The 21916-nt window shown below is 42.1% G+C and carries 24 protein-coding genes and 1 riboswitch; of the genes, 16 read left to right on the top strand and 8 right to left on the bottom strand.

The window, feature by feature from the left end:
* Positions 1 to 12: 12 nt before the first annotated feature.
* The gene (locus NSS78_RS13970; protein WP_226803847.1) at positions 13 to 666 is read right to left on the bottom strand and encodes a TerD family protein; all 654 of its coding nucleotides are present in this window, start codon (positions 664 to 666) and stop codon (positions 13 to 15) included.
* A gap of 248 nt (positions 667 to 914) precedes the next feature.
* Here NSS78_RS13970 and ytkD point away from each other — a divergent pair, with 248 nt between their 5' ends.
* A complete protein-coding gene (gene ytkD, locus NSS78_RS13965) occupies positions 915 to 1391 on the top strand; it encodes an RNA deprotection pyrophosphohydrolase (protein WP_034665337.1) in 477 nt (158 codons plus the stop codon).
* Between the two features lie 30 nt (positions 1392 to 1421).
* On the opposite strand, the gene NSS78_RS13960 is transcribed toward ytkD, so the two are convergent.
* From NSS78_RS13960 to NSS78_RS13950, 3 genes are read right to left on the bottom strand one after another with little or no spacing between them, the layout of a single operon-like run.
* Entirely contained in the window at positions 1422 to 2216 is a 795-nt protein-coding gene (locus NSS78_RS13960) for an ABC transporter permease (protein WP_003217647.1), read from the bottom strand.
* Positions 2203 to 2973 carry an ABC transporter ATP-binding protein gene (locus NSS78_RS13955; protein ID WP_106035199.1) on the bottom strand — a complete coding sequence of 257 codons (771 nt, stop codon included), beginning with the start codon at positions 2971 to 2973 and terminating at the stop codon, positions 2203 to 2205. Before NSS78_RS13955 ends, NSS78_RS13960 begins: the two co-directional genes overlap by 14 nt.
* A 15-nt stretch (positions 2974 to 2988) precedes the next feature.
* Entirely contained in the window at positions 2989 to 3990 is a 1002-nt protein-coding gene (locus tag NSS78_RS13950) for an ABC transporter substrate-binding protein (protein ID WP_212046432.1), read from the bottom strand.
* Between the two features lie 173 nt (positions 3991 to 4163).
* Between NSS78_RS13950 and NSS78_RS13945 the strand changes: the two genes are divergently transcribed.
* Genes NSS78_RS13945 through NSS78_RS13920 form a run of 6 tightly spaced genes read left to right on the top strand, consistent with a single transcriptional unit; the run spans position 4164 to position 9300 of the window.
* Complete coding sequence (locus NSS78_RS13945) at positions 4164 to 4892, top strand: carotenoid biosynthesis protein (protein WP_327840748.1); 729 nt, start codon at positions 4164 to 4166, stop codon at positions 4890 to 4892.
* Entirely contained in the window at positions 4861 to 5607 is a 747-nt protein-coding gene (locus NSS78_RS13940) for a lysophospholipid acyltransferase family protein (RefSeq protein ID WP_212046430.1), read from the top strand. Before NSS78_RS13945 ends, NSS78_RS13940 begins: the two co-directional genes overlap by 32 nt.
* Positions 5592 to 6719, top strand: a complete 1128-nt coding sequence (locus NSS78_RS13935; protein ID WP_212046429.1) for a glycosyltransferase — start codon at positions 5592 to 5594, stop codon at positions 6717 to 6719. Before NSS78_RS13940 ends, NSS78_RS13935 begins: the two co-directional genes overlap by 16 nt.
* Positions 6716 to 8197, top strand: a complete 1482-nt coding sequence (crtI, locus tag NSS78_RS13930) for a phytoene desaturase family protein (RefSeq protein ID WP_212046428.1) — start codon at positions 6716 to 6718, stop codon at positions 8195 to 8197. The genes NSS78_RS13935 and crtI overlap by 4 nt, the downstream gene beginning before the upstream one ends.
* A 26-nt stretch (positions 8198 to 8223) precedes the next feature.
* Positions 8224 to 9018, top strand: coding sequence for a prolyl oligopeptidase family serine peptidase (locus NSS78_RS13925; RefSeq protein WP_106033018.1), 795 nt, complete (start codon positions 8224 to 8226; stop codon positions 9016 to 9018).
* Positions 9019 to 9057: 39 nt separating this feature from the next.
* Positions 9058 to 9300 (top strand): DUF2584 domain-containing protein, encoded by a 243-nt coding sequence (locus NSS78_RS13920; protein ID WP_003217584.1) that lies wholly within the window; start codon positions 9058 to 9060, stop codon positions 9298 to 9300.
* Between the two features lie 45 nt (positions 9301 to 9345).
* On the opposite strand, the gene pckA is transcribed toward NSS78_RS13920, so the two are convergent.
* Positions 9346 to 10932: a phosphoenolpyruvate carboxykinase (ATP) gene (gene pckA, locus NSS78_RS13915; RefSeq protein ID WP_003217554.1), complete on the bottom strand. Its 1587-nt coding sequence runs from the start codon at positions 10930 to 10932 to the stop codon at positions 9346 to 9348.
* Positions 10933 to 11159: 227 nt separating this feature from the next.
* Positions 11160 to 11293, top strand: a riboswitch (SAM riboswitch).
* 195 nt (positions 11294 to 11488) lie between these two features.
* Here pckA and metK point away from each other — a divergent pair.
* Together metK and asnB are read left to right on the top strand one after the other, a co-directional pair.
* On the top strand, positions 11489 to 12691 hold the full coding sequence (gene metK / locus NSS78_RS13910; RefSeq protein ID WP_050943510.1) for a methionine adenosyltransferase: 1203 nt from the start codon (positions 11489 to 11491) through the stop codon (positions 12689 to 12691).
* A gap of 148 nt (positions 12692 to 12839) precedes the next feature.
* The gene (asnB, locus tag NSS78_RS13905) at positions 12840 to 14738 is read left to right on the top strand and encodes an asparagine synthase (glutamine-hydrolyzing) (protein WP_106028996.1); all 1899 of its coding nucleotides are present in this window, start codon (positions 12840 to 12842) and stop codon (positions 14736 to 14738) included.
* Between the two features lie 143 nt (positions 14739 to 14881).
* On the opposite strand, the gene NSS78_RS13900 is transcribed toward asnB, so the two are convergent.
* Complete coding sequence (locus NSS78_RS13900) at positions 14882 to 15397, bottom strand: gamma carbonic anhydrase family protein (protein ID WP_212046427.1); 516 nt, start codon at positions 15395 to 15397, stop codon at positions 14882 to 14884.
* Positions 15398 to 15442: 45 nt separating this feature from the next.
* Here NSS78_RS13900 and NSS78_RS13895 point away from each other — a divergent pair, with 45 nt between their 5' ends.
* Both NSS78_RS13895 and NSS78_RS13890 read left to right on the top strand, forming a co-directional pair.
* Positions 15443 to 16222: an alpha/beta hydrolase gene (locus NSS78_RS13895; RefSeq protein WP_003217757.1), complete on the top strand. Its 780-nt coding sequence runs from the start codon at positions 15443 to 15445 to the stop codon at positions 16220 to 16222.
* A 30-nt stretch (positions 16223 to 16252) separates the two neighbouring features.
* Complete coding sequence (locus tag NSS78_RS13890) at positions 16253 to 17332, top strand: tetraprenyl-beta-curcumene synthase family protein (RefSeq protein WP_212046426.1); 1080 nt, start codon at positions 16253 to 16255, stop codon at positions 17330 to 17332.
* 15 nt (positions 17333 to 17347) lie between these two features.
* Here NSS78_RS13890 and NSS78_RS13885 read toward each other — a convergent pair whose 3' ends face one another.
* Both NSS78_RS13885 and NSS78_RS13880 read right to left on the bottom strand, forming a co-directional pair.
* Positions 17348 to 17929 (bottom strand): class I SAM-dependent methyltransferase, encoded by a 582-nt coding sequence (locus NSS78_RS13885; protein WP_137055389.1) that lies wholly within the window; start codon positions 17927 to 17929, stop codon positions 17348 to 17350.
* A complete protein-coding gene (locus NSS78_RS13880) occupies positions 17926 to 18891 on the bottom strand; it encodes a TIGR01212 family radical SAM protein (protein WP_003217704.1) in 966 nt (321 codons plus the stop codon). The genes NSS78_RS13885 and NSS78_RS13880 overlap by 4 nt, the downstream gene beginning before the upstream one ends.
* Before the next feature lie 152 nt (positions 18892 to 19043).
* On the opposite strand from NSS78_RS13880, the gene NSS78_RS13875 reads away from it, so the two are divergent.
* From NSS78_RS13875 to NSS78_RS13855, 5 genes are all read left to right on the top strand, one after another.
* Positions 19044 to 19319, top strand: coding sequence for a YtzC family protein (locus NSS78_RS13875; RefSeq protein WP_342468147.1), 276 nt, complete (start codon positions 19044 to 19046; stop codon positions 19317 to 19319).
* A gap of 142 nt (positions 19320 to 19461) precedes the next feature.
* Positions 19462 to 19641, top strand: a complete 180-nt coding sequence (locus tag NSS78_RS13870) for a hypothetical protein (protein WP_212046425.1) — start codon at positions 19462 to 19464, stop codon at positions 19639 to 19641.
* Between the two features lie 17 nt (positions 19642 to 19658).
* The gene (locus NSS78_RS13865) at positions 19659 to 20051 is read left to right on the top strand and encodes a GntR family transcriptional regulator (RefSeq protein WP_003217551.1); all 393 of its coding nucleotides are present in this window, start codon (positions 19659 to 19661) and stop codon (positions 20049 to 20051) included.
* Positions 20044 to 20922, top strand: a complete 879-nt coding sequence (locus tag NSS78_RS13860; RefSeq protein ID WP_050943515.1) for an ABC transporter ATP-binding protein — start codon at positions 20044 to 20046, stop codon at positions 20920 to 20922. The genes NSS78_RS13865 and NSS78_RS13860 overlap by 8 nt, the downstream gene beginning before the upstream one ends.
* Positions 20916 to 21899, top strand: coding sequence for an ABC transporter permease subunit (locus NSS78_RS13855; RefSeq protein ID WP_050943516.1), 984 nt, complete (start codon positions 20916 to 20918; stop codon positions 21897 to 21899). The genes NSS78_RS13860 and NSS78_RS13855 overlap by 7 nt, the downstream gene beginning before the upstream one ends.
* Positions 21900 to 21916: the final 17 nt, after the last annotated feature.

Raw genomic sequence — 21916 nt, 5'->3', positions numbered from 1 at the left:
TCCTTTCCTGCGTCAAGATGTGAATCCATAGATGCGGCATAAATCATTTAAATCTAGCGTAGTTCCTTGTCCGGTGGCGATAATTTTCCATTCTTCCTCATCTCTTATGAGTTGGGCGCAAATGATGGAGGTACAATACGAATAATCTTCTGTTAATTGAAAGGTACAAATCTCTTGTTGTGATATTTGATCAGTCAGATGCACATAAGCGTTCGTCACTTGTCCAAAATGATGCTTGTGCTCGTGTGCATCATGTATCGTGGCTGTTACAACGATTTTATGAATATCAGGAGAGACTCTGCTTAATTGCATAATGATCAATTCATTGTCTCGATATCCGCCGCCAACTTGATGATCACCAAGATGGCGAACAGCTCCGTCTAAGCTCTGCTGCTGATGATAATAGATCAGATGGCTTGGAGACAACAGTTTGTCCTCTTCATTTAAGAGAAACACTTGCGTATCTAAATCAATTGGCTGGCCAGCCAAATCCCAGCCAAGCCCGATTTGAATTTGGTCGATATTTGGATTGTCTTTAGTTAAATCTAGCTTTTGCCCTTTGATGAGGTGTTTCTTGATCACCTCATGAGGGGCGTCATCTTTTTCAATTTTACTGGGCGTAAGCGATTGATCTTTTTCTTGTTTTGACCCATTTGTTATCCTCATGCTGTTTTCCTCCTTGTCGTAATAGGACAAACACTAATTGATTTACGTCATCAAGGGATAAAAGGTTTCATGATTAAAATAGGGTGAAGTTGGGGATGATAAAAAGGTTTTAGCAACTAGACCTCATTTTAAATACAGACGAAATGAAACCACTCGTTTGTTTCACTTTTGATAAAAATTCTTCAGAGAAATGTGATCTGTGGTATGATGTTTTACAAGAAGCAAGGACAGGATATGAGGGATTTCACATGCATGTATTTAAAGACTATTATCATAATACGGTCAAGCTCTCCTTTGAAGAGAAGCCTTTTTCAAGTCATCCAAAGCATGTTTGGGCTATCTGCCGTTACCAGGGGAAATGGCTGCTCACTGAACATGAGGATCGGGGCTATGAGTTTCCAGGAGGGAAAGTTGAGCCAAATGAAGAAGCAGACCAAGCCGCTATACGTGAGATTCAAGAAGAGACGGGTGCTGTTGTTCGTGAATTAACGTATATTGGTCAGTATCAGGTGCTAGGCAGAGAAAAGGTCATCGTAAAAAATATTTATTTCGCTGATATTGAAAGGCTAGTGAAGCAAGACACGTATTTTGAAACGAAAGGACCTGTTCTTTTCGCAGACTTGCCAAGATCCATCGCAAAAAATAAGAATTTCAGTTTTATTATGAAAGATGATGTGTTAAGACAAAGTCTTGCTTATTTAGAAAAGAACGGTTTGATTCGTTAAAAAAAGCGCAGGGAGATCTCCCTGTGCTTTTTATTTTTGGAGAAAACGGCGTTCGAGCCATTCCACAAGCTGGTACATGATGGTCGCAAACACAGCAATAATGAAAAGACTTAAGAACACGAGTGTAAAGTTGAAGACTTGAAAGCCGTAAATGATCATGTAGCCGAGCCCTTTTGAGGATACAAGAAATTCCCCTACAATGACCCCAACCCAAGAAAGACCAACATTCACTTTGATGGCAGAAATCATCGTTGGAATACTAGCTGGCAAAATGACCTCACGAAAGACGACGCTTTTTTTCGCGCCAAAGGTTTTCATCACCTTTAAATAATTCTCATCGACCTCTTGAAAGGCAGTGTAAATGACGATCGTCGTAATGATCACACTAATGATCGCACCCATGGCGACGATGCTGATCATACCAGGTCCAAGGGCAACAATTAAAATGGGGGCGAGGGCAACTTTCGGCATGGCATTTAAAATGACTAAATAAGGATCAAGAACGTTTGCTAATCGGGTGGACCACCATAAGGCGGCAGCTAGCAAAATGCCGCAAAAGGTACCAAGTAGAAAACCGAGCACCGTTTCAAATAATGTAATACTCATATGATTCATTAAAGAACCATCTTGAATTTTTTGCACAAACAATTGGCAGACCGCAGATGGTGAACTGAAAATAAGCGGATCAATGAACCTGAAATGACTGGCAAGCTCCCAAAGCGAAAAGAAGCTGGCAAATATGATGAGCTGATAGATACGTGTGATCCGTTTTTCCATTCGGTATTTTTTGCGATAGGCTTCATGTAAAAGGTCACTGTGTTTCAACTGTTTTCAGCTCCTTCCAAATCGTTTGAAAGAGCTCTTGGAAATGCGGGGTCTGTCTCGCTTCAAATGGAGAGAGAGCCCTTATGTCGTCTGGAACGGTAAAGATTCGCTGGATAGAGCCTGGGTGCTTTGAGAATAAGAAAATGCGGTCACTCATCGCAATGGCTTCGCCAATGTCATGTGTCACAAGAACCGCTGTTTTTTGATAGTCTTTTAATGTGTGAAAGACGAGATCTTCTAATGTGAGTTTTGTTTGGTAGTCTAGCGCTGAAAATGGCTCATCTAGTAAAAGCAGACCGGGATCAACTGCAAGCGTTCGGGCGAGAGCCGCACGCTGCCTCATTCCGCCAGACAGCTCCTTCGGATATTTTTCCTCTACTTCAGGCAGTCCAAGCTTTGGCAGTAAATCAAGGGCAGCTGAGACGGACTCATGTGAATCTTGTTTCGCAATTTTTAACCCGAGAATGACATTTTCCTTGATGGTCTTCCAAGGAAACAAATAATCTTGCTGGAGCATATAGCCGATTTGATGCTCCTGTTGATTTGGTTCTTTTCCTTCGATTAAAATTCGACCTTCAGAGGGCGGCGTAATTCCTGCGATGATAGACAGCAAGGTGGTTTTTCCGCAGCCGCTGGGACCAATAAATGAGATGAATTCACCTTGGTCTATCTCCATATTGATGTGCTGTATAGCTGTTGTTTTTTCTTTTAAAGAGAAGTACGTATGGGTCACATGGTCAATTTGAAGGAAAGACATGTGCTACCTCCTATTCTATTTGTGATCTGTGACCTTCTTTGCAATGGATGAATCGACAAGTTGTTTGTACGGAATAAATTCCGGCAATTCACCGCTCTCCTTCATGATTTCCTGCAATTTGTTCCATTCTTCTTCATTTAGAAGGGGATCTATTGCATAGGAATCTTGCTGTTTGTAGCGTTTGATGGCAGTTGATAAGACATCAAGGTCTGTATCAGGAAAATGAGCTTGAATGGCCTTTGCAATCTCCTCAGGCTGCTTGGTTTCTACCCATTTCTGCGCTTTGTAAATGGCTCGGGTGAAGGCTTCAGCGGTCTCTTTGTTTTCCTCTAAGTAACTCTTCTTTGCCATGAAGGTGGTATATGGCACCTTGCCAGAAGCTTCTCCAAAGGAGGCGGTAATGTACCCTTTACCTTCTTTTTCGAGTAAGGAAGCGGTCGGTTCGAATAACTGTACAAAATCGCCAGTTCCAGAGGAGAACGCACCTGAAATGTTGGCAAAATCAATATTTTGAATCATACGAAGATCCTTTTTTACATCAATGCCTTCTTTTTTCAAGACATATTCACCGACCATTTGCGGCATTCCGCCTTTCCGCTGTCCTAAGAAATCTTTACCTTTTAATTGATCCCAAGAGAATTGGTTTACTTTCTCCCTTGAAACAAGAAATGTGCCGTCTGTTTGCGTCAGCTGTGCAAAGTTTATGACAGAATCCTTTGTGTCTTGAGCCTCTACATAGATAGAGGATTCAGACCCGGTCAGTGCGATATCAGCACCGCCTGATAAGAGAGCTGTCATTGTTTTATCGCCGCCCCAAGTGGTTTTTAGTTCAACCTCCAGGCCTTCTTCTTTGAAGAAATCCTCTGATAAGGCGACATATAGCGGAGCATAAAAGACCGAATGGGTCACCTCGGCTACTTGTACGGTCTGCTCCTGTTCTTTTTTACAGGCGACAAATGGAATAAAGAGCAGGACGACGACGATGAATGCCAGTCTGACTTTGATGGAACGATTCAAGAGTAATTCGCCTCCTTTGTTCTAGATCACTATTAAAGTATGTGAAAAGGGATTTTTGGTGAGTGCCTAGATGAAAATAAGAAGCGCATTGTTTATTTATAGAACGCGTCTTTTTTTCTATACTAGAGGCATGAAGGCTTTCTTGAATTTGGCAGAAATAAAGGAGCGGTTTCGTGTATAGATTGAGTTGGGTATTTATTGGATGGTATTTAGTAGGTCTGATCTTAATGGTCTTTTTTGAAGTGCCAGCATGGCTTCAGTTTGCAAACGGAATCTTTCTTGTGCTGTATGCTTGCTACGTCATAGAGATTGGGCGACAGATTTATGGCTCCTGGGGATTTGTCATCAAAAGGGCAGTCATTGTCGGGGTGCTTACATTTACGGTGGAGTGGGTAGGGATCACAACGGGGTTCCCATTTGGTGCCTATGACTATTATCCGACGCTAGGTTTTCTAGTGGCGGGGGTCCCGTTAACCATTGCATTTGCTTGGGTTGGCGTGTTTTTAAACAGCCTTTTTTTATCCAATCAGCAGTCAAAGTGGAGACGAGCCGTCGAAACGGGGATATGGATTGTGTTGCTTGACCTCATATTAGATCCAGTAGCAGCTGAGCGGAAGTTTTGGATGTGGTATGACGGCGGTGGGTTTTATGGTATTCCTTTTGAGAATTTTGTGAGCTGGGGTATGATTGGAGCAGGACTTTCATTTCTTTTCCCGCTTGTCTCAATTGATCAAAAGGCACTCAGCTGGACGAGTCGTATTTATCAGGCGATGGTGTTCTTTTTTGGTCTTTTGGCATTAAAGGGCGGACTCGATGTCATTTTTTATTTAGCACTGATCATTGTCATTTTGTGTGAAGGAAGGGTTCGATTTGAAAGAAAGCGACAAAAGCCGATCGTTTAGACGTCTATTTTCACTTTATCTAGAGCGATATTTGCTCCATAAGCATTTCCGCTGTGTGATGATGAAAGGCTCGGTGGACCCGAAGGAAAACCTGCCTGTTCTTTATCTCGCCAATCATAGCTCATGGTGGGATGGACTGATCATTTTTCTTTTAACAGAAAAGGCGTCTGAACTTGATCACTACATGATGATGGAAGAGAAGCAGCTGAAGCAATATGCTTTTTTCCGTAAGCTTGGGGCGTTTCCGGTTCATAAAGAGAACCTGAGAAGCGTGAAACAAGCTTTAATGATAGCAAAAGAGAACATGCAGGACGGCGGAGCGGTATGGCTTTTTCCACAGGGGAAAATTATGCATCAGGACGTGAGACCGCTTGAACTGGAAGGCGGGGCTTCTTTTTTAGTGAGGCAATTTGAGCAAGTCGTGGTGAAGCCTGTAACCTTGCAGTATACATTTAATCAATATCAAAAGCCGATAGTTTCTGTTGTGTTCGGTGATGATGCCATCGTATCTGGAAGCTCCCTGCGAAGCAAAGATATGACGCGTATGCTTGGCGATCTGCTTGAAACGCAGTTAAACAGGCATCAAGCACAGGTCATTGCGGATCCTGATTTTTCAATAAACGAAGAATTTAAACAGATCACAAGGACAAGTCAGTCAACAAGTGATGCGTTCGATTCTTTTAAAAAGTGGGTGAGAACATGGCGCTCTTCTTAACCGTAATCAGTGTGCTGCTGCTTTGCCAGTTTCTATTCACCATATGGAACATGAAGCAGTTTCCCGTGTTAAAGCCCGCTTTCTTTTCATCAGATGAACCCATTTCGTTATCGATACTGATTCCGGCTAGAAATGAGGAGAAACGGATAGAAGCCTGTCTTCAGTCAATCGTTAATCAACGTCTTTATCCGAAAGAGGTGATTGTACTTGATGATCATTCGACCGATCAGACAAGAGCGATTGTGGAGCGCTTCTCACAAACATATCCATGGATTCGTGTGCAATCAGGCCGGCCGTTAAAGCCAGGCTGGCTAGGAAAATCATACGCCTGTTCTCAGCTCGCTGAGGTGGCGGCTTCTGATTGGCTGCTTTTTTTAGATGCGGATGTCCGGTTGAAACGGGGAGCACTTGAAGCTGTGTACGAGCAGTTATGCGCGCAAAAAACGGGCATGCTGTCAGGCTTCCCCGAACAAAAAACAGGTACATTCTTTGAGCATCTTGTCGTTCCCATGATGATGTTTACCATCGGCTGTCATCTGCCTGTGAAGTGGATCATAAAATCAAAGAATCCGGCTTTTGCCGCCGCACATGGAGGCTTTATTGCCATTGAAAAGAATTGCTATCACAATATCGGCGGGCATGAAGCGATTAAGGATTCGCTAGTGGATGATATGGCATTGGCTAGACGGGTGAAGGAACAAGGCTTTCCGTTCACACTAGCAAGCATTCATCCATTTGTGTATATGAGAATGTATGAGAGTGGACAAGAGGTATGGGAAGGTTACAGGAAAAATTTGTTTCCAGGTGTCAATCGAAGCATTGCTTTGTTAAGCAGTGTCTTTTGTTTATACACCCTGCTTTATTTGGCTCCTGTCATTTGCTTGATGATGGCTTTGCTGCAGCTGAATGTGCTCAGTATATGCTTAGCCATTCTTTGCTACGGACTGGGTGTGTCGATCAAAGCGGCAATTGATATTGAGAACGGAAGAACATCTGCAATGGCCTTTTTATTACCGATCAGCATTTTAAGTCTGATCGCCATTGGCCTTGCTTCTATGAAAATCGGGCTGAAAAAAGAAGGGTATGAATGGAAAGGGAGAAGGTACGAATGAAAAAAGTGATCATCATCGGCGGCGGTCTTGGCGGATTATCAGCAGCGATCCGCTTACAGTCACGCGGAGTTCAGGTCACCATATTAGAAAAAGAAGCGGCTTTAGGCGGGAAATTGCAGCGTCATCAGGGGGCTGGCTACTCTTTTGATCTAGGACCGAGTACCATTACAATGAAGTCATACTTTGAGGAAGTATTTGCTTCCTGTCATAGACGGATGGAGGATTACGTCACATTTTATCCGATTTCTCCTCTGACCAAAAATGTTTTTTCAGATGGACATACGGTCGAATTTACGCCGAATATTGAACAGATGGAATCGCAAATTGCAGCATTCAGTCCTGAAGATGCGAAGCAATACCGTGCATTTTTACAGGAATCAAAGATGCTTTTTCAAAAGGCTGAGGATCAGTTTTTAAATCGCTTGTTATTGACGTGGAAGGATAAGGCGGACGTAAAGCTCGTGAAAGCCCTTCTCTCTGTCAAACCGTTTACAACCGTTCAACGCTTGCTGCGTCAATATTTCCATCATCCGCATACATTGGCGATGTTTGGACGGTATGCTACTTACATCGGCTCTTCTCCCTATCAGGCTCCGGCTATTTTTAATATGATGGCGTATTTAGAAGGGGAGAAAGGGATATATGGCATAAAGGGCGGTACATATCGTTTAGTTGAAGCATTTGAGACTTTGGCAAAGGAATTAGGCGTACAGATTCACCTGAATGAACAAGTCAACAAGATTCATGTGAAGGACCGGCGAATCAAAGGAGTAGAAACGGCTCACCAGATGTATGAAGCAGATCAAGTCATTGCCGGAGCGGACGCGCTGACTGTCTACCGCCATCTGATTGATGAAAAAGACCGCCCAAGCTTTTTAAATCAAAAGCTTACTGCCATTGAACCGTCACTATCTGGCTTTGTTCTCTTATTAGGTGTACCTAAAGTCTATGAACAGCTGTCCCATCACAATGTGTTTTTCCCAGAGAATTATGAGCAAGAATTCAAGGATATTTTTCAGAAAAAACAACTGCCTCAGGATCCAACGCTTTACATCTGTTATTCAGGTCATTCAGAACCAGCTTTAAGCGGAGGACCGGGAAGAAGCAACTTGTTTGTACTGGCGAATGCGCCTTATGTGACAAATGAGCACGATTGGGACATGCTAAAGGAGACATACCCGCAGCATATGAAAACAAAATTAAAGAAAAAGGGTCTCTTTGATCTGGATAAGGTGGCCGAATATGAAGCGGTTCAAACTCCGCTTGATCTGCAGCAGAAAACGGGCGCATATCATGGAGCCATTTATGGTATGTCTTCCAACTCGTTCAAGCAGGCGTTCTTCCGCATCAATAATCAGTCAAAGGACATTGAAGGGCTATGGTTTGTTGGAGGAACGAGTCATCCAGGCGGCGGCACGCCGATGGTGACTAAATCAGGCCAGCTCGTTGCAGAAGCGATCATCAAGTATTTGACGTAAGAACAGATGAAAAGGAGAGAAATCAAGTGATTGTGGAAAAAAGAAGGTTTCCGTCCCCCCATCCGCATATTCACTTATTTACAGTGACCTATGAGGCAGATGGACTTCGGATCAAAGGGCTGCTCGCAGAACCGGCCGGAGAAGGTCTCTATGACGGCTTTTTGTATTTAAGAGGCGGCATAAAAAATGTGGGAATGGTCAGACCAGGCCGGATTGTGCAATTTGCCGCGCAGGGATTTGTTGTATTTGCGCCCTTTTACCGAGGAAATCAGGGAGGCGAAGGGAACGAAGACTTTGCCGGAGAGGACCGGAAAGATGCTTTTGCTGCCTTTCAATTGTTAAAGCATCATAAAAAGGTGAAGCAGGAGCGTATTCATATCTTTGGTTTTTCGCGCGGAGGCATTATGGGCATTTGGACCGCTGTTGAAATGAAACAGGAGGCCGCTTCCTTTGTGACATGGGGAGGCGTCAGTGATATGAAGCTCACCTATGAAGAGCGTGTGGATATGAGAAGGATGATGAAACGTGTGATTGGCGGTCCCCCGCACAAAGTGCCAGAGGCATATGAGAACAGAACCCCTTTAAATGATGTAGACAAAATTGAAGCGCCTGTTCTCATCATCCACGGAGAAGAGGATCAGAATGTATCCATTGAGCATGCGTATTTATTAGAAGATGCGCTGCGCCAGCACGGAAAGTCAGTGGAGACTTGGTATTTCCATGGATACAACCATTATTTTCCGCCGCAGCATAATCGGGAAATTGTCAGAAGGCTGACGACGTGGATGCACAGCCGGAAAAGCGGAAATGTGGTAAAATAAGCAGTATAACGAAATTTAGAAAGTAGGGGGATTTTCAATATGGGAATGCCTGTTGAATTTAATACAATGATTGTCACGAAGGGAAAAGAGACAAGAATTGAAGAGAATGTATTTGAACTCATGAAGGAAGGGTACCGCATATATCCATTAAATATTCCGCTTGAGGTGCGTAAAACGAAAGACGGAGAAAAAACAGGGACAGCACACGTTGAAAAGCTAGAGCTTACAGACAATGTGACAAAGGTCACTTACCGTCTCGTCTCATTACATTCAACAAACTAACAAAAAAAGCTGAGGGAATGATTCCCCTCAGCTTTTGTCATTTGATTATACGAGTGGTCCGCCTTTGGCTTCAATGTCACTTGCTGCGTGGCTGAATTTTTGGAAGTTCTTTTTAAATTCATTGGCAAGGAAGTGTGCTTTTTCTTGATAAGCCTCTTGGTCATCCCATGTTTTAGAAGGTTGAAGCACTTCATCTGGAACGCCAGGAATATGAAGCGGGATGTGTAATCCAAAGATGTCATCAGTGATCATTTCGGCGTTGTCGAGGTCGCCTTCGATCGCTGCTTGCACCATTGCTCTTGTATGCGCTAGGTTCATACGTTTGCCTGTACCATAGCCTCCGCCAGTCCAACCTGTATTCACAAGGAATACTTTTGCGCCGTGCTCATCAATTTTCTTGCCAAGCATTTCAGCATAGACGTGAGCTGGAAGCGGCAAGAATGGTGAACCGAAGCAAGTAGAGAATGTCGTTTCTGGTGATGTGACACCGCGCTCAGTTCCTGCTAATTTACTTGTGTAACCGCTCAAGAAATGGTACATCGCCTGTTCTTTTGTTAAACGGCTGATTGGAGGTAAAACGCCAAATGCATCAGCTGTCAAGAAGACAATGGCAGATGGGTGTCCTGCGATACTTGGCGTCACGATGTTATCAATCATTTCGATTGGGTAAGCAGCGCGTGTGTTTTCAGTAAAGAACGTGTCATCATAATCCGCTTCACGTGTTTCTTCATCAAGCACAACATTTTCAAGAACTGATCCGAAGCTGATGGCTTTGTAGATTTGCGGTTCTTTTTCTTCGCTTAAGTTCACACATTTCGCATAGCATCCGCCCTCAATATTGAAGACTCCTGAGCCAGACCAGCCGTGTTCATCGTCACCGATTAGCTTGCGGCTTGCGCTTGCAGAAAGCGTCGTTTTCCCTGTACCTGAAAGGCCGAAGAATAGTGCGACATCGCCTTCTTGACCGACGTTTGCTGAGCAGTGCATGGATAAAATATCTTGCTCAGGAAGCAGGTAGTTCATGACAGAGAAGATGGACTTTTTCATCTCTCCTGCATACTCTGTTCCACCGATCAGAATGGTACGTTTTTCAAAAGAAACGATAATAAACGTTTCAGAGTTTGTGCCATCTGTTTCAGGATCTGCTTTAAAATGCGGTGCAGATAAGATGGTAAACGGTTTTTCGTTTGAAGAAGGTGTTGATCCGTCAGGTCTGATGAATAGCTGCTTTGCAAAGAGATTGTGCCATGCAAATTCGTTTACCACTGTAATAGGCATACGGTATCTTTCATCTGCACCGGCAAATCCTTCAAAGACGAATAGTTCATCACGTTCTTTTAAGTATGACACAACCTTTGTATATAAACGGTCAAATGCTTCTTTAGAAATCGGCTGGTTGACTTGACCCCAATCAATTTTATGTTCAGAGCTTTCTTCTTTCACGATAAATTTATCTTTAGGCGAACGTCCTGTGTAGGCACCCGTTGTAGCACGGACAGCTCCTGTTGATGTTAAAACGCCTTCATCACGTGCCAAAATCTTTTCAACAAGTTTCGGAACAGATAAATTTTGGTGCGTATTTTCTAATGAGAGCAATGACTGCAAATCTTCTTTTAAATCCACTGAGTTCATAAAAAAACCCTTCCTTTACCGTTGAATTTGTTTTGTTTCGATTAGTATAACACATTCATAACAATAGTCTATACTATTTAAATATTTTTGTGTGTGTTTTTTCATTTCTGCTATGAAAATATGCTTTTTGGTGATGCTAATAACGTGGTGAAAAAAAGGGAAGATAATTCTGATGAAGCATTGACATGATGCAAGTATTTAAGATAAGATATCTTATTGAACGGATACTCTTATCCCGAGTTGGTGGAGGGACAGGCCCGATGAAGCCCAGCAACCGGTTTCTTATGAAAAGGCATGAATATGCTGAGAAACCAAGGTGCTAACCTGATGCAAGGTACAAGAACACCTTGAGCGATAAGAGTGAAAGGCATGCGATCTCAGACCCTTTCCTCGCAATGAAGGAAATGGTTTTTTTATTTTTGGGATATCATATGAACAAATTGCCAATAACATCTCTAATAGAAACGTTTTCAAATATAAGAGGGAACGAGTTCCGTATCATATTGGAGACCTCATCTTGGGATGATGTGGTCTTGTACAGGAGGAAATAGCCATTATGAGTCAAAATCGTCGTTTATTTACTTCAGAATCAGTGACGGAAGGACATCCGGATAAAATCTGTGATCAAATTTCAGACAGCATTTTGGATGAAATTTTAAAGAAAGATCCAAATGCACGTGTTGCCTGTGAAACTTCTGTTACAACGGGTCTCGTATTAGTAAGCGGAGAAATTACAACGTCTACTTATGTCGATATTCCAAAGACGGTGCGTGACACGATTAAGGAAATTGGCTACACGCGTGCGAAATATGGTTTTGATGCGGAAACATGTGCAGTGCTCACATCTATTGATGAACAGTCTGCTGATATTGCGCAAGGTGTAGACAAAGCGCTTGAAGCACGTGAAGGCACAATGACTGAAGAAGAACTTGATGCGATTGGTGCAGGTGACCAAGGATTGATGTTTGGTTTTGCCAACAACGAAACCGAAGAACTTATGCCGCTGCCGATTTCACTAGCGCATAAATTATCTCTCCGTTTAACTGAAGTACGCAAGGATCAAACACTTGCTTATCTACGTCCAGATGGAAAAACACAAGTAACAGTAGAATATGATGACCAAAATAAACCTGTTCGTATTGATACAGTGGTTATTTCAACGCAGCATGCACCAGAAGTAACGCTTGAACAAATTCAAAGCGACTTAAAAGAGCATGTCATCCGCCCTGTCGTTCCAAGTGAACTAATTGATGAACAGACAAAATACTTTATTAACCCGACTGGCCGTTTCGTGATCGGTGGACCTCAAGGGGATGCTGGTTTAACTGGACGTAAAATCATCGTTGATACGTATGGCGGATACGCTCGTCATGGCGGCGGTGCTTTCTCTGGGAAGGACGCAACAAAGGTTGACCGTTCTGCGGCATACGCTGCTCGTTACGTAGCGAAAAACATCGTAGCTGCTGGCCTTGCAGATTCTTGTGAAGTACAGCTTGCTTATGCAATTGGTGTTGCACAGCCTGTATCGATTTCAATTGATACTTTCGGAACAGGAAAAGCTTCTGAAGAAAAATTAATTGAAGTGGTTCGTGCGAACTTCGATCTTCGTCCAGCTGGCATTATTAAAATGCTTGACCTGCGTCGTCCGATCTACAAACAAACAGCTGCATACGGACATTTCGGCCGTCATGATTTAGATCTTCCGTGGGAAAAAACGGATAAAGCCGATACGCTTCGCAAGGAAGCATTAGGACAATAACAACATATAAAACCGCTTATTTTAAGCGGTTTTCCTTTTGATTAAAAAAAATTCTACAAAAAGCGAAAAAATGTGAAACAAAATCGGACAAATAACTGTCTAATTATAGGTCTACTTTTAAGAAATAACATAACGTGGAGGCAATAATATGTGTGGGTTTGTTGGTGTGTTTAATCACCGTCCATTGTCCGAAACTACTGAGCAGGAAGAGTTAATTAAACAAATGAATCGTCTCATCGTTCACCGTGGTCCGGATGATGAGGGGTACTTTCATGATGAGCATGTAGGATTTGGATTTAGACGTTTAAGTATTATAGATGTTGAACACGGAAAGCAGCCGCTTTCTTATGAAGATGAAAAGTACTGGATTATTTTTAACGGGGAAATTTATAACTATGTGGAGCTGAAGGAAGAGCTTGTGAAAAAGGGCTATACGTTCAGCACAGATTCTGATACGGAAGTACTGCTTGCCACATACCGTCATTATAAAGAAGAAGCGGCTTCTAAGCTTCGCGGCATGTTTGCATTTTTAATTTGGGATAAAGAAGCGCAGCAATTATATGGCGCAAGAGATCCTTTTGGCATCAAACCGCTTTATTTCACACAAATGGATGAGCAAGTGTACTTTGCGTCTGAGCGCAAAAGCTTGATGGCTGTGAACGAGAACATTTTATTTGATGAGACTTCATTGCAGCAGTACATGTCGTTCCAATTCGTTCCTGAGCCAAATACGCTTGATCAAAAGGTGCATAAAGTTGAGCCTGGTCATCAGTTTATTTTACGCCCAGGACAGGAGATCGAATTTAAGACATACTGGAAAGTTCAATTCAAGCCTGAGCAAACACAAGAACAGAAGTTAATTGAAGAAGTACGCGATGCGATCTATGATTCTGTGAAAGTTCACATGAGAAGTGATGTACCTGTTGGTTCATTCCTATCAGGTGGTATTGATTCTTCCTTCATCGTGTCTGTCGCAAAGGAATTACACCCTGAGCTAAAGACATTCTCTGTTGGCTTCCAGCAGGATGGCTTTAGTGAAGTCGATGTCGCTAAGGAAACAGCTGACAAGCTAGGCTTACAAAACTTCAGCGCCGTCATTTCTCCAGAAGAATATATGAACGAGCTTCCGAAGATTGTCTGGCATTTAGACGATCCTTTAGCTGATCCGGCAGCGATTCCATTGTATTTCGTGGCAAAAGAAGCGAAGAAACAAGTGACGGTTGTTCTTTCAGGTGAAGGAGCGGACGAGCTGTTCGGTGGATATAATATTTACCGTGAGCCTCTTTCTCTTAAACCATTTGAATCTGTACCATCTATGCTGAAAAAGCTTCTTCTTCGTCTGGCTCGTTTAATGCCAGAAGGAATGAAAGGGAAGAGCTTTATCGTTCGCGGCTGTACGCCATTAGAGGAACGTTATATCGGTAATGCGAAAATCTTTGAAGAGCCAGTGAAGAAAAATCTCCTCAAACATTATGATCCAAGCATCACATATCGTGACATAACGAAGACATACTTCGAGGAAAGCGCAGGCTACAGTGATATTAACAAAATGCAATATGTTGATATCCATACGTGGATGCGCGGAGACATCTTATTGAAAGCAGACAAGATGACGATGGCGAATTCTCTTGAGCTTCGTGTTCCATTCCTTGATAAGGTCGTTTTTGAAGCGGCTTCTAAAATTCCAGAAGAGCTGAAAACAAAAGATGGCACAACGAAATATTTATTGCGTAAAGCAGCAGAAGGCATTGTGCCTGACCATGTGTTAAACCGTAAAAAGCTTGGTTTCCCTGTGCCAATTCGTCATTGGTTGAAAAATGAGATGAATGCTTGGGCAAAAGACATCATCAAAAACAGTCAAACAGATGAATACATTAACAAAGAGTATGTGCTTGATTTATTAAATGAGCATTGTGCTGGTAAAGCAGATCATAGCCGTAAGATTTGGACCGTCCTTATCTTTATGATTTGGCACAGCATTTATGTGGAGCGCAGCATTGATCCAGAGCAGTTGAATCATCAACCGAAAGAAGTTATCTTTAGTTAATGAAAAAAGGTTTTCAGCACAAAGCTGAAAACCTTTTTTGTTATGATAGAAAGCGGCGGAAAAGGGTAAAATAACAAGCGGTTCATAGTTATTGCTTAATATCCTGAAAAAAACATGATAAAGTGAAGATAACGCGTATGATGTTAACGGGGTATAAGGGAACGATAGTATTGTCCTTTTTCTACATATTCTCTACGGATTCTGTCCATGTCTTGGATATCTTCATCTGTTAACTGCCGGACGACCTTGGCTGGACGGCCGAAAGCGAGTGATCCTTTTGGAATGATCTTTCCTTGAGGGACAAGACTACCTGCACCGATAAAGGCACCTTCGCCAATTTCTGCACCATCGAGAATGATAGACCCCATACCAATGAGGGCATTTTTTCGAATGATTGAGCTATGTAATGTGACTTGGTGTCCAATGGTAGCACCATCTTCTATTAGAAGTGTTTTTCCAGGACTTTGATGCAGACAGGATAAATCTTGAATATTGACGTTTTTTCCAATTCTCACAGGAGCGACATCGCCTCTGATGACGGTTTGGAACCACACGCTCGAATATTCTCCAATCGTGACATCTCCTGTAATGGTGGCGTTATCTGCGACAAAGACCGATTCATGAATCTCAGGTGTAAACTGCTGATATGGATAAATCACTTTTTCGACTTCCTTTCTTAATACAACATTTGTGAGGTGTTTACTTTGTGGACTTGGCATGCTGAAAGACCAGTTGGTACAATTGTGATAGTACATGGTGCGAGTGAATATCACGGCCGATATAAATGGCTGATCGAAATGTGGCGAAATGCCGGCTATCACGTCGTCATGGGTGACCTGCCTGGGCAAGGGACGTCGACACGTGCGCGCGGCCACATTCGTTCGTTTCAAGAATACATTGATACAGTAGATGAATGGATCGAACATGCGAAATCATTCAGGCTTCCTACTTTTTTACTTGGACACAGTATGGGCGGACTCATTTCAATTGAGTGGGTCAAGCAGTATACCCATACGAAGATTGATGGCCTTATTTTATCATCACCTTGTTTAGGTCTGCAATTTAAACCGAAGAAGCTAATGGATTTTGCATCAAAAGGTCTAAATGTGCTCGCACCGTCCTTTAAAGTCGAGTCAGGGCTGTCGATTGAACTAGCCACACGAAATCAGGCTGTGATTGAAGCAGACTCAAATGATTCCCTTTACGTAACAAAGGTGTCGGTTCGCTGGTACCGAGAGCTGATCAAAAATATTGATGCAGCCATGCAGCCTACGAATGTATTTAAATCGATTCCGCTCCTTTTAATGCAGGCGGGCGATGATAAGATCGTCGATAAAACGAGGGTGATCAAATGGTTCAATGGCATTGAATCAACCAATAAATCATATCGTGAATGGGAAGAACTGTATCACGAAATTTTTAATGAACCGGAAAGAGAAGATGTGTTTAAGGCAGCAAGAGCCTTTACAGATCAATATATTTGATGGTGAGCTTTAAGTTAGGGGTGGATTGATTTGTCAGTACCAGAGCGTCCTTTTGCACTGATGACAAAGGTGTATAAAGATATTTTTCCGCTTGTTCATCAGGAGCTAAAAAAGTGGCGGGCTCATGCAGAAATGATTGAAAATGAAGAACTGCGTACGCAGGCGTTAGCGAGCATATCGAGTAAAACCTTCCACTGCGAAGGTGGAGGTATCTTATCTCTTCTAGCAGGTGAGGCGAAAGAAACGTGTATTGAATTCATTGTGGCGTATCAAACCATCAGTGATTACTTAGATAACCTGTGTGACCGCAGTACGTCGCTTGATCCAAAAGATTTTCATATGCTGCATCAAGCGATGAGAGATGCGCTTGATATTCATGCTGAGCTCAAGCCATACTACCAATTCCGTGATGATCAAGAAGATCATGGATATTTACACTCGCTTGTCCGCACATGCCAAGACGTGCTGTCGCGTCTTAAGCATTATCCGATCATTCAGCCATATTTACACACGCTGTGCGATTACTACAGTGATTTGCAAGTACATAAACACGTCGTTCCTCATGAGCGGGTTCCGCGGCTAGAATCGTGGTTCCGCCAATATGAAAAGGATTTGCCTAAGATGGAATGGTATGAATTTTCAGCTTGTGCAGGATCAACGTTAGGGATTTTCTGTCTTGTGGCGTATGCGTTGCAGTCGGACTTTACAGAAAAGCAGGCGAAGCAAATATACGAAAGCTATTTCCCTTATATTCAAGGTCTGCACATTTTACTTGATTATTTAATTGACCAAGAAGAAGACCGGCTTGGAGGAGATCTGAACTTTTGCTCCTACTATGCTTCTCATCATGAGATGATGGATAGACTTCAGCATTTTATTGAAAAAGCGGATGAGCAGCTGAAAGGCATTCCGCACGAAAACTTTCACAAATTAATTAACAGAGGATTATTGGCAGTCTATTTGTCCGATGAAAAAGTAACAGCCCAAAAAGAGATGAATAAGCTGGCAAAACGGCTGATCAAATCAAGCGGGAAAACATCGTTCTTTTTCTATATCAACGGAAGAGCCTACCGGACCTATCAGAAAATGCCTTGGATGAAATCCTCATAAAAAAGCTCAAATCCATTAGGATTTGAGCTTTAGCTTTTTTTCAATGGCGACCACAAAAGGCGGGTCGTTTTGAATATTCATGTATTGATATGATAAAACTTGTACCTCTTCATGAGGAAGTGATCTGCAATAGTCGAGAAGTACTTCTTTTTCTTTTTTCCCTTCGGGGTGTCCATGATAAATCACAAGGACGATCAGACCTCCGGGTTTAAGCCAGTCGAGGAGCTGCTCAATGGCTTTAATGGTTGTTTCGGCCTGAGTAGTGACGGCTTTATCGCCTCCTGGCAAGTACCCAAGGTTAAACACCGCGCCAGAGATATGTCCATAAACATCTCTTGGCAAGTGTTGAGCCAGTTTTTCATGACCATCGTGAATGAGATGAACATATGGATATCCCTCGCCAAGCCTTTTACGCGTCTGCTGTATGGCTTCTTCTTGTACGTCGAATGCGAAAACTTGTCCATCATGACCGACAAGATCAGCTAAATAGAGTGTATCGTGGCCATTTCCCATCGTTGCATCAATGACGATGTCGCCTTTTTGACAAGCCCGTTCTAACAGCTCTTTACTAAAAGGGAGCATGCGTTTCAAGATCATTTTGCTGCTTCTTCCAATCTGACGAAACGTTTGCCTTGGTAGCTGTTACGTCTTTCAAGCTCAGCATTAATGGCATTTAATACTTCCCATTTGTTTACACTCCACATTGGACCAACCATTAATTCAATCGGGCCGTCGCCTGTAATACGATGAATAATCATTTCTGGCGGCAGGATCTCCAGCTGATCACAAACAAGCTGGACATATTCTTCCTGGCTTAGAAACTCCAATTTGCCTTTTTCATATTGCTTGACCATTGGGGTTCCTTTTAAAAGGTGAAGCAAATGAATTTTAATTCCTTGCACATCTAAATCAGCAACAGCTTTTGCTGTCTCCATCATCATGTCCCGGTTTTCAAGAGGCAAGCCGTTGATGATATGCGAGCAGACACGAATGCCGTGTTTTCGCAGTTTTTCTACACCTTCTACGTAGCATTCATAATCATGGGCACGGTTAATGAGCATCGCTGTCCGTTCATGAACCGTTTGAAGACCAAGCTCTACCCAGAGATAAGTACGCTCATTTAATTCAGCTAAATACTCCACCACGTCATCTGGCAGGCAGTCAGGTCTTGTCGCAATAGATAAGCCAACCACACCATCCAAATTCATCACGGTTTCAAATTTTTCCTTTAAAACAGGAAGCGGGGCGTGTGTGTTTGTATACGCCTGAAAATACGCCATATATTTTCCGTCTTTCCATTTAGTATGCATCCGGTCTTTGATTTCGTTAAATTGAGTGATGAGATCATCCGCACGGTTTCCTGCAAAATCACCAGATCCTGCGGCACTGCAAAATGTACAGCCTCCATGGGCTACAGTACCATCACGGTTTGGGCAGTCAAAGCCGCCGTCTAAGGCCACTTTAAAAACTTTATGACCAAAGTGCTCTCGCAAATGATAGTTCCATGTGTGATAGCGTTTTTCGCTGTTTGAATATAAAAAAGGGTTATGCTGATCCAAGTCAGTAACCTCCTTGCGTAATAATAGGCATCCTTAAAGTTTAACAAAAATCATGAAGGAGGACAATTGAATCTGTCCAACATTTTCTTTAGTGAAAAAGCTTTACGTGGGCAAAATAGGCGGGAGCAATGATGAAATGGAGGGAATGCAAGATGGCAACAAGGCAGTCAATCGATGAATTTATCCAAAAAAGTACTGAAACCCTTGAGTTTGCAAATGAGCAATTTGATTTGAACTTACGCCAAGAGCATTATAATGAGGACGGATTTTCTAAGGCACAGCTTATGCTTGAAGATGCGGTGAACGAATTAGAAAAATTAAAAGATGTCGCCAATGACCAGCAAAGAGAGCGGTTAGACAGGGCACGTGTTCAAATGCAAAGCTTGCAAAATCAAATGATTTTAGGCATTTCTTACGACAACGAATGATGAACAGATCCTTTTTTAAAGGGTCTGTTTTTTATTTTTTGAAAGGCTATTGACTTTTTATTTAAGTGTCTATATTGTATTAAGTGTACTATATCAACTAATACACTAAAGACACTTAAAAAGTGAAGAAAGGTGTTTAACCATGAAAAAAGAAAAAAAACCAATCAATTTGAAGTGGATGGTGCTGGCTGTTGTGTTAGCATGTACATTTTTTTTCGTTCTCGTTTTCATTGGTTTTGAAGTTCAAAAAGATTTGATACTTAATTCAATCCCTTTAATGCAAGGGCATGAACATGCAATAGGACTGCAAAAGCATGAATGAGGAAAGAGGGAGCCATCATGATTCAAATAGATCCACGAAGCGCTGCGCCAATATATGAACAAATCATTGAGCAACTCAAAATTTTATGTCTAAAAGGTGTAATGAAACCTGGTGACAAACTGCCCTCTGTCAGAGAGCTCGCCACTATTATCATCGCCAATCCGAACACCGTCAGTAAAGCATATAAGGAGCTTGAGCGGGAAGGGATTATTGAAACACTAAGAGGGCGCGGTACGTATGTAACAGAAGAGGCTCGGTTAAAGCTGAATGAAGGGAAGGTATTGGAGATGAAGGAGCAATTAAGACAACTCATTATAGAAGCTCATTATGCCGGTATTGATATTCAACAACTGAAGGAATGGATAGAAGAGATTGGCTCAAGTCTCGAGGGAGGAAATAAAGTTGATTGAGGTTAGAAATGTATCGAAGACATTAAATGGACGTGAAGTACTCAGTAACGTTTCCTTCAAAATAGGCGAAGGTGAGATCTTTGGTTTGCTTGGCAGGAATGGCTCTGGTAAAACAACACTTCTCCGCTTGATTCAGCAAATTCTTCTTCCAGATGAAGGAGAGATTTATTTTAAAGACGTGCTTGTGAAAGACCACCCGTTAGTAAAGCAAAATATTGTGTATATGCCAGTCGTCAATCCCTACTTTGACAGATACAATTACGGGCAGCTTGTCCAGCTGTTAAAGCATATTTACCCGAAGTTTGACGTGACATATGCCAATGAGCTTGTGAATCGCTATGAAATTCCGGAAAAAGTGAAATATCGTGAACTATCGACAGGGTTAAAAAAACAGCTCTCATTAATTTTAAGCTTTGCGATCAAGCCAGCCGTGATTCTGTTAGATGAACCAACAGATGGTATTGATGCCGTCACAAGAAATGATGTTCTTCAGCTCATGATCGACGAGGTAGCGGAACGTGAAACGTCGATTCTCATCACATCGCACCGATTAGAGGATATTGAGCGTATGTGCAACCGAATCGGGTTTTTAGAAGGAAATCAACTCACAAGTGTCATGGATCTAGATGAATTAAAGAATGATTATGTCAAAATCCAGATGGCTTTTGAAGAAGATATGAACTTGAGTATACGAAAAAATGGCGTTGCTATATTAGATCAAGCGGGCATTTTTTATACAGCACTTATTCTTAAAACCGATGTAGAGGCCAAAGAGTACTTGAAGTCGCTGCAGCCAAAAGTATGGCATGAACTGCCTGTGAATTTAGAAGAAGTATTCATTGCAAAGTTTGGAGGGAAACGGAGATGGTAAAGCGGCAATTATTATATAAGGAATGGAAGCAATCAGAGCTGACATTTATTTTAGTGATGCTGGTTGCGGTGTTTGCGACGCCATTATCTCTCTTTATGGGTTACTCAACTTTTCAAGATTGTTTGAAAAGTCCATCTTGTATAAGTGATACAGCAACATTCACTTATATGTTTAACCAAGATGCATTTCTCTCACTTTCATGGATAATGGGAATATTTTTTGCTGTGATTCAGCTAGGATTTGAGAGAAATAAAGGGCAAATAGACTTTACATTATCCTTGCCATTTAGCAGAAGTGCCATCTTTCATTCCAAGTTTTTTTTAGGGGCTGGAATCATTGCAAGCGTTCATGTTGTCTCATACCTTATCATTTATTTACTTAAATTAGGTCTTCATCCAATAGAGACACCTGAGTTCAACAGTCGTTATTTTTATGCACTGTTGTCAGCCTTGATGGTCTATAGTTTATTTTTAGCAGCAGGTACATTAACAGGAAGTGCCATATCTCAAACAATCGTTGGATTCAGTACATCCATTCTACCATTTTTGATGATTGGACTTCCGATCGTTCATTTAGATTTTATCATTAGACCAACTGAGAATTGGATAGATACGAGCTTCAATTATTTGATATCGCCTCTATCTCCAATTACTTATATTACAAATGACTATTTTCAACAGGATTATCAGCGTTGGTTCAATGGTGAAGAATTCATCATTCCACTTGTCATGATGGTCATATTTTACCTAGTTGGTTTGTTTAGCTTTACCAAACATCCAACCGAACGAAATGGGAGGTTCTTCCTCTTTTCAGCGATGGATTGGCCAATTCAAATTATGGTCATCGTGTTCGGTGTTTTAGGTTTTGGCTGGGTTGGCTTCTCTTCCGATTCGTTATTAGGTTATTTTGTCGGCATGATCATAGGCGGCGTTGTAGGTGCACTAACAAGTTATTTCTTAATATATCGAAAAAGATAAACAGAGAGTAGGGGAGT

The sequence above is a fragment of the Bacillus sp. FSL W8-0920 genome (genome assembly GCF_038593215.1).
Taxonomy (GTDB): Bacteria; Bacillota; Bacilli; order Bacillales; family Bacillaceae; genus Bacillus; species Bacillus pumilus.
This window is presented reverse-complemented; position numbering and strand designations above follow the sequence as displayed.

Bases quoted from the DNA above. Each gene is read 5' to 3' on its own strand.
- NSS78_RS13885 (WP_137055389.1), bottom strand. From the start codon at position 17,929: ATGATCTTGAAACGCATGCTCCCTTTTAGTAAAGAGCTGTTAGAACGG.
- NSS78_RS13865 (WP_003217551.1), top strand. From the start codon at position 19,659: ATGATTCAAATAGATCCACGAAGCGCTGCGCCAATATATGAACAAATC.
- NSS78_RS13855 (WP_050943516.1), top strand. From the start codon at position 20,916: ATGGTAAAGCGGCAATTATTATATAAGGAATGGAAGCAATCAGAGCTG.
- metK (WP_050943510.1), top strand. From the start codon at position 11,489: ATGAGTCAAAATCGTCGTTTATTTACTTCAGAATCAGTGACGGAAGGA.
- ytkD (WP_034665337.1), top strand. From the start codon at position 915: ATGCATGTATTTAAAGACTATTATCATAATACGGTCAAGCTCTCCTTT.
- asnB (WP_106028996.1), top strand. From the start codon at position 12,840: ATGTGTGGGTTTGTTGGTGTGTTTAATCACCGTCCATTGTCCGAAACT.
- NSS78_RS13970 (WP_226803847.1), bottom strand. From the start codon at position 666: ATGAGGATAACAAATGGGTCAAAACAAGAAAAAGATCAATCGCTTACG.
- NSS78_RS13920 (WP_003217584.1), top strand. From the start codon at position 9,058: ATGGGAATGCCTGTTGAATTTAATACAATGATTGTCACGAAGGGAAAA.
- pckA (WP_003217554.1), bottom strand. From the start codon at position 10,932: ATGAACTCAGTGGATTTAAAAGAAGATTTGCAGTCATTGCTCTCATTA.
- NSS78_RS13875 (WP_342468147.1), top strand. From the start codon at position 19,044: ATGGCAACAAGGCAGTCAATCGATGAATTTATCCAAAAAAGTACTGAA.
- NSS78_RS13935 (WP_212046429.1), top strand. From the start codon at position 5,592: ATGGCGCTCTTCTTAACCGTAATCAGTGTGCTGCTGCTTTGCCAGTTT.
- NSS78_RS13870 (WP_212046425.1), top strand. From the start codon at position 19,462: ATGAAAAAAGAAAAAAAACCAATCAATTTGAAGTGGATGGTGCTGGCT.
- crtI (WP_212046428.1), top strand. From the start codon at position 6,716: ATGAAAAAAGTGATCATCATCGGCGGCGGTCTTGGCGGATTATCAGCA.
- NSS78_RS13955 (WP_106035199.1), bottom strand. From the start codon at position 2,973: ATGTCTTTCCTTCAAATTGACCATGTGACCCATACGTACTTCTCTTTA.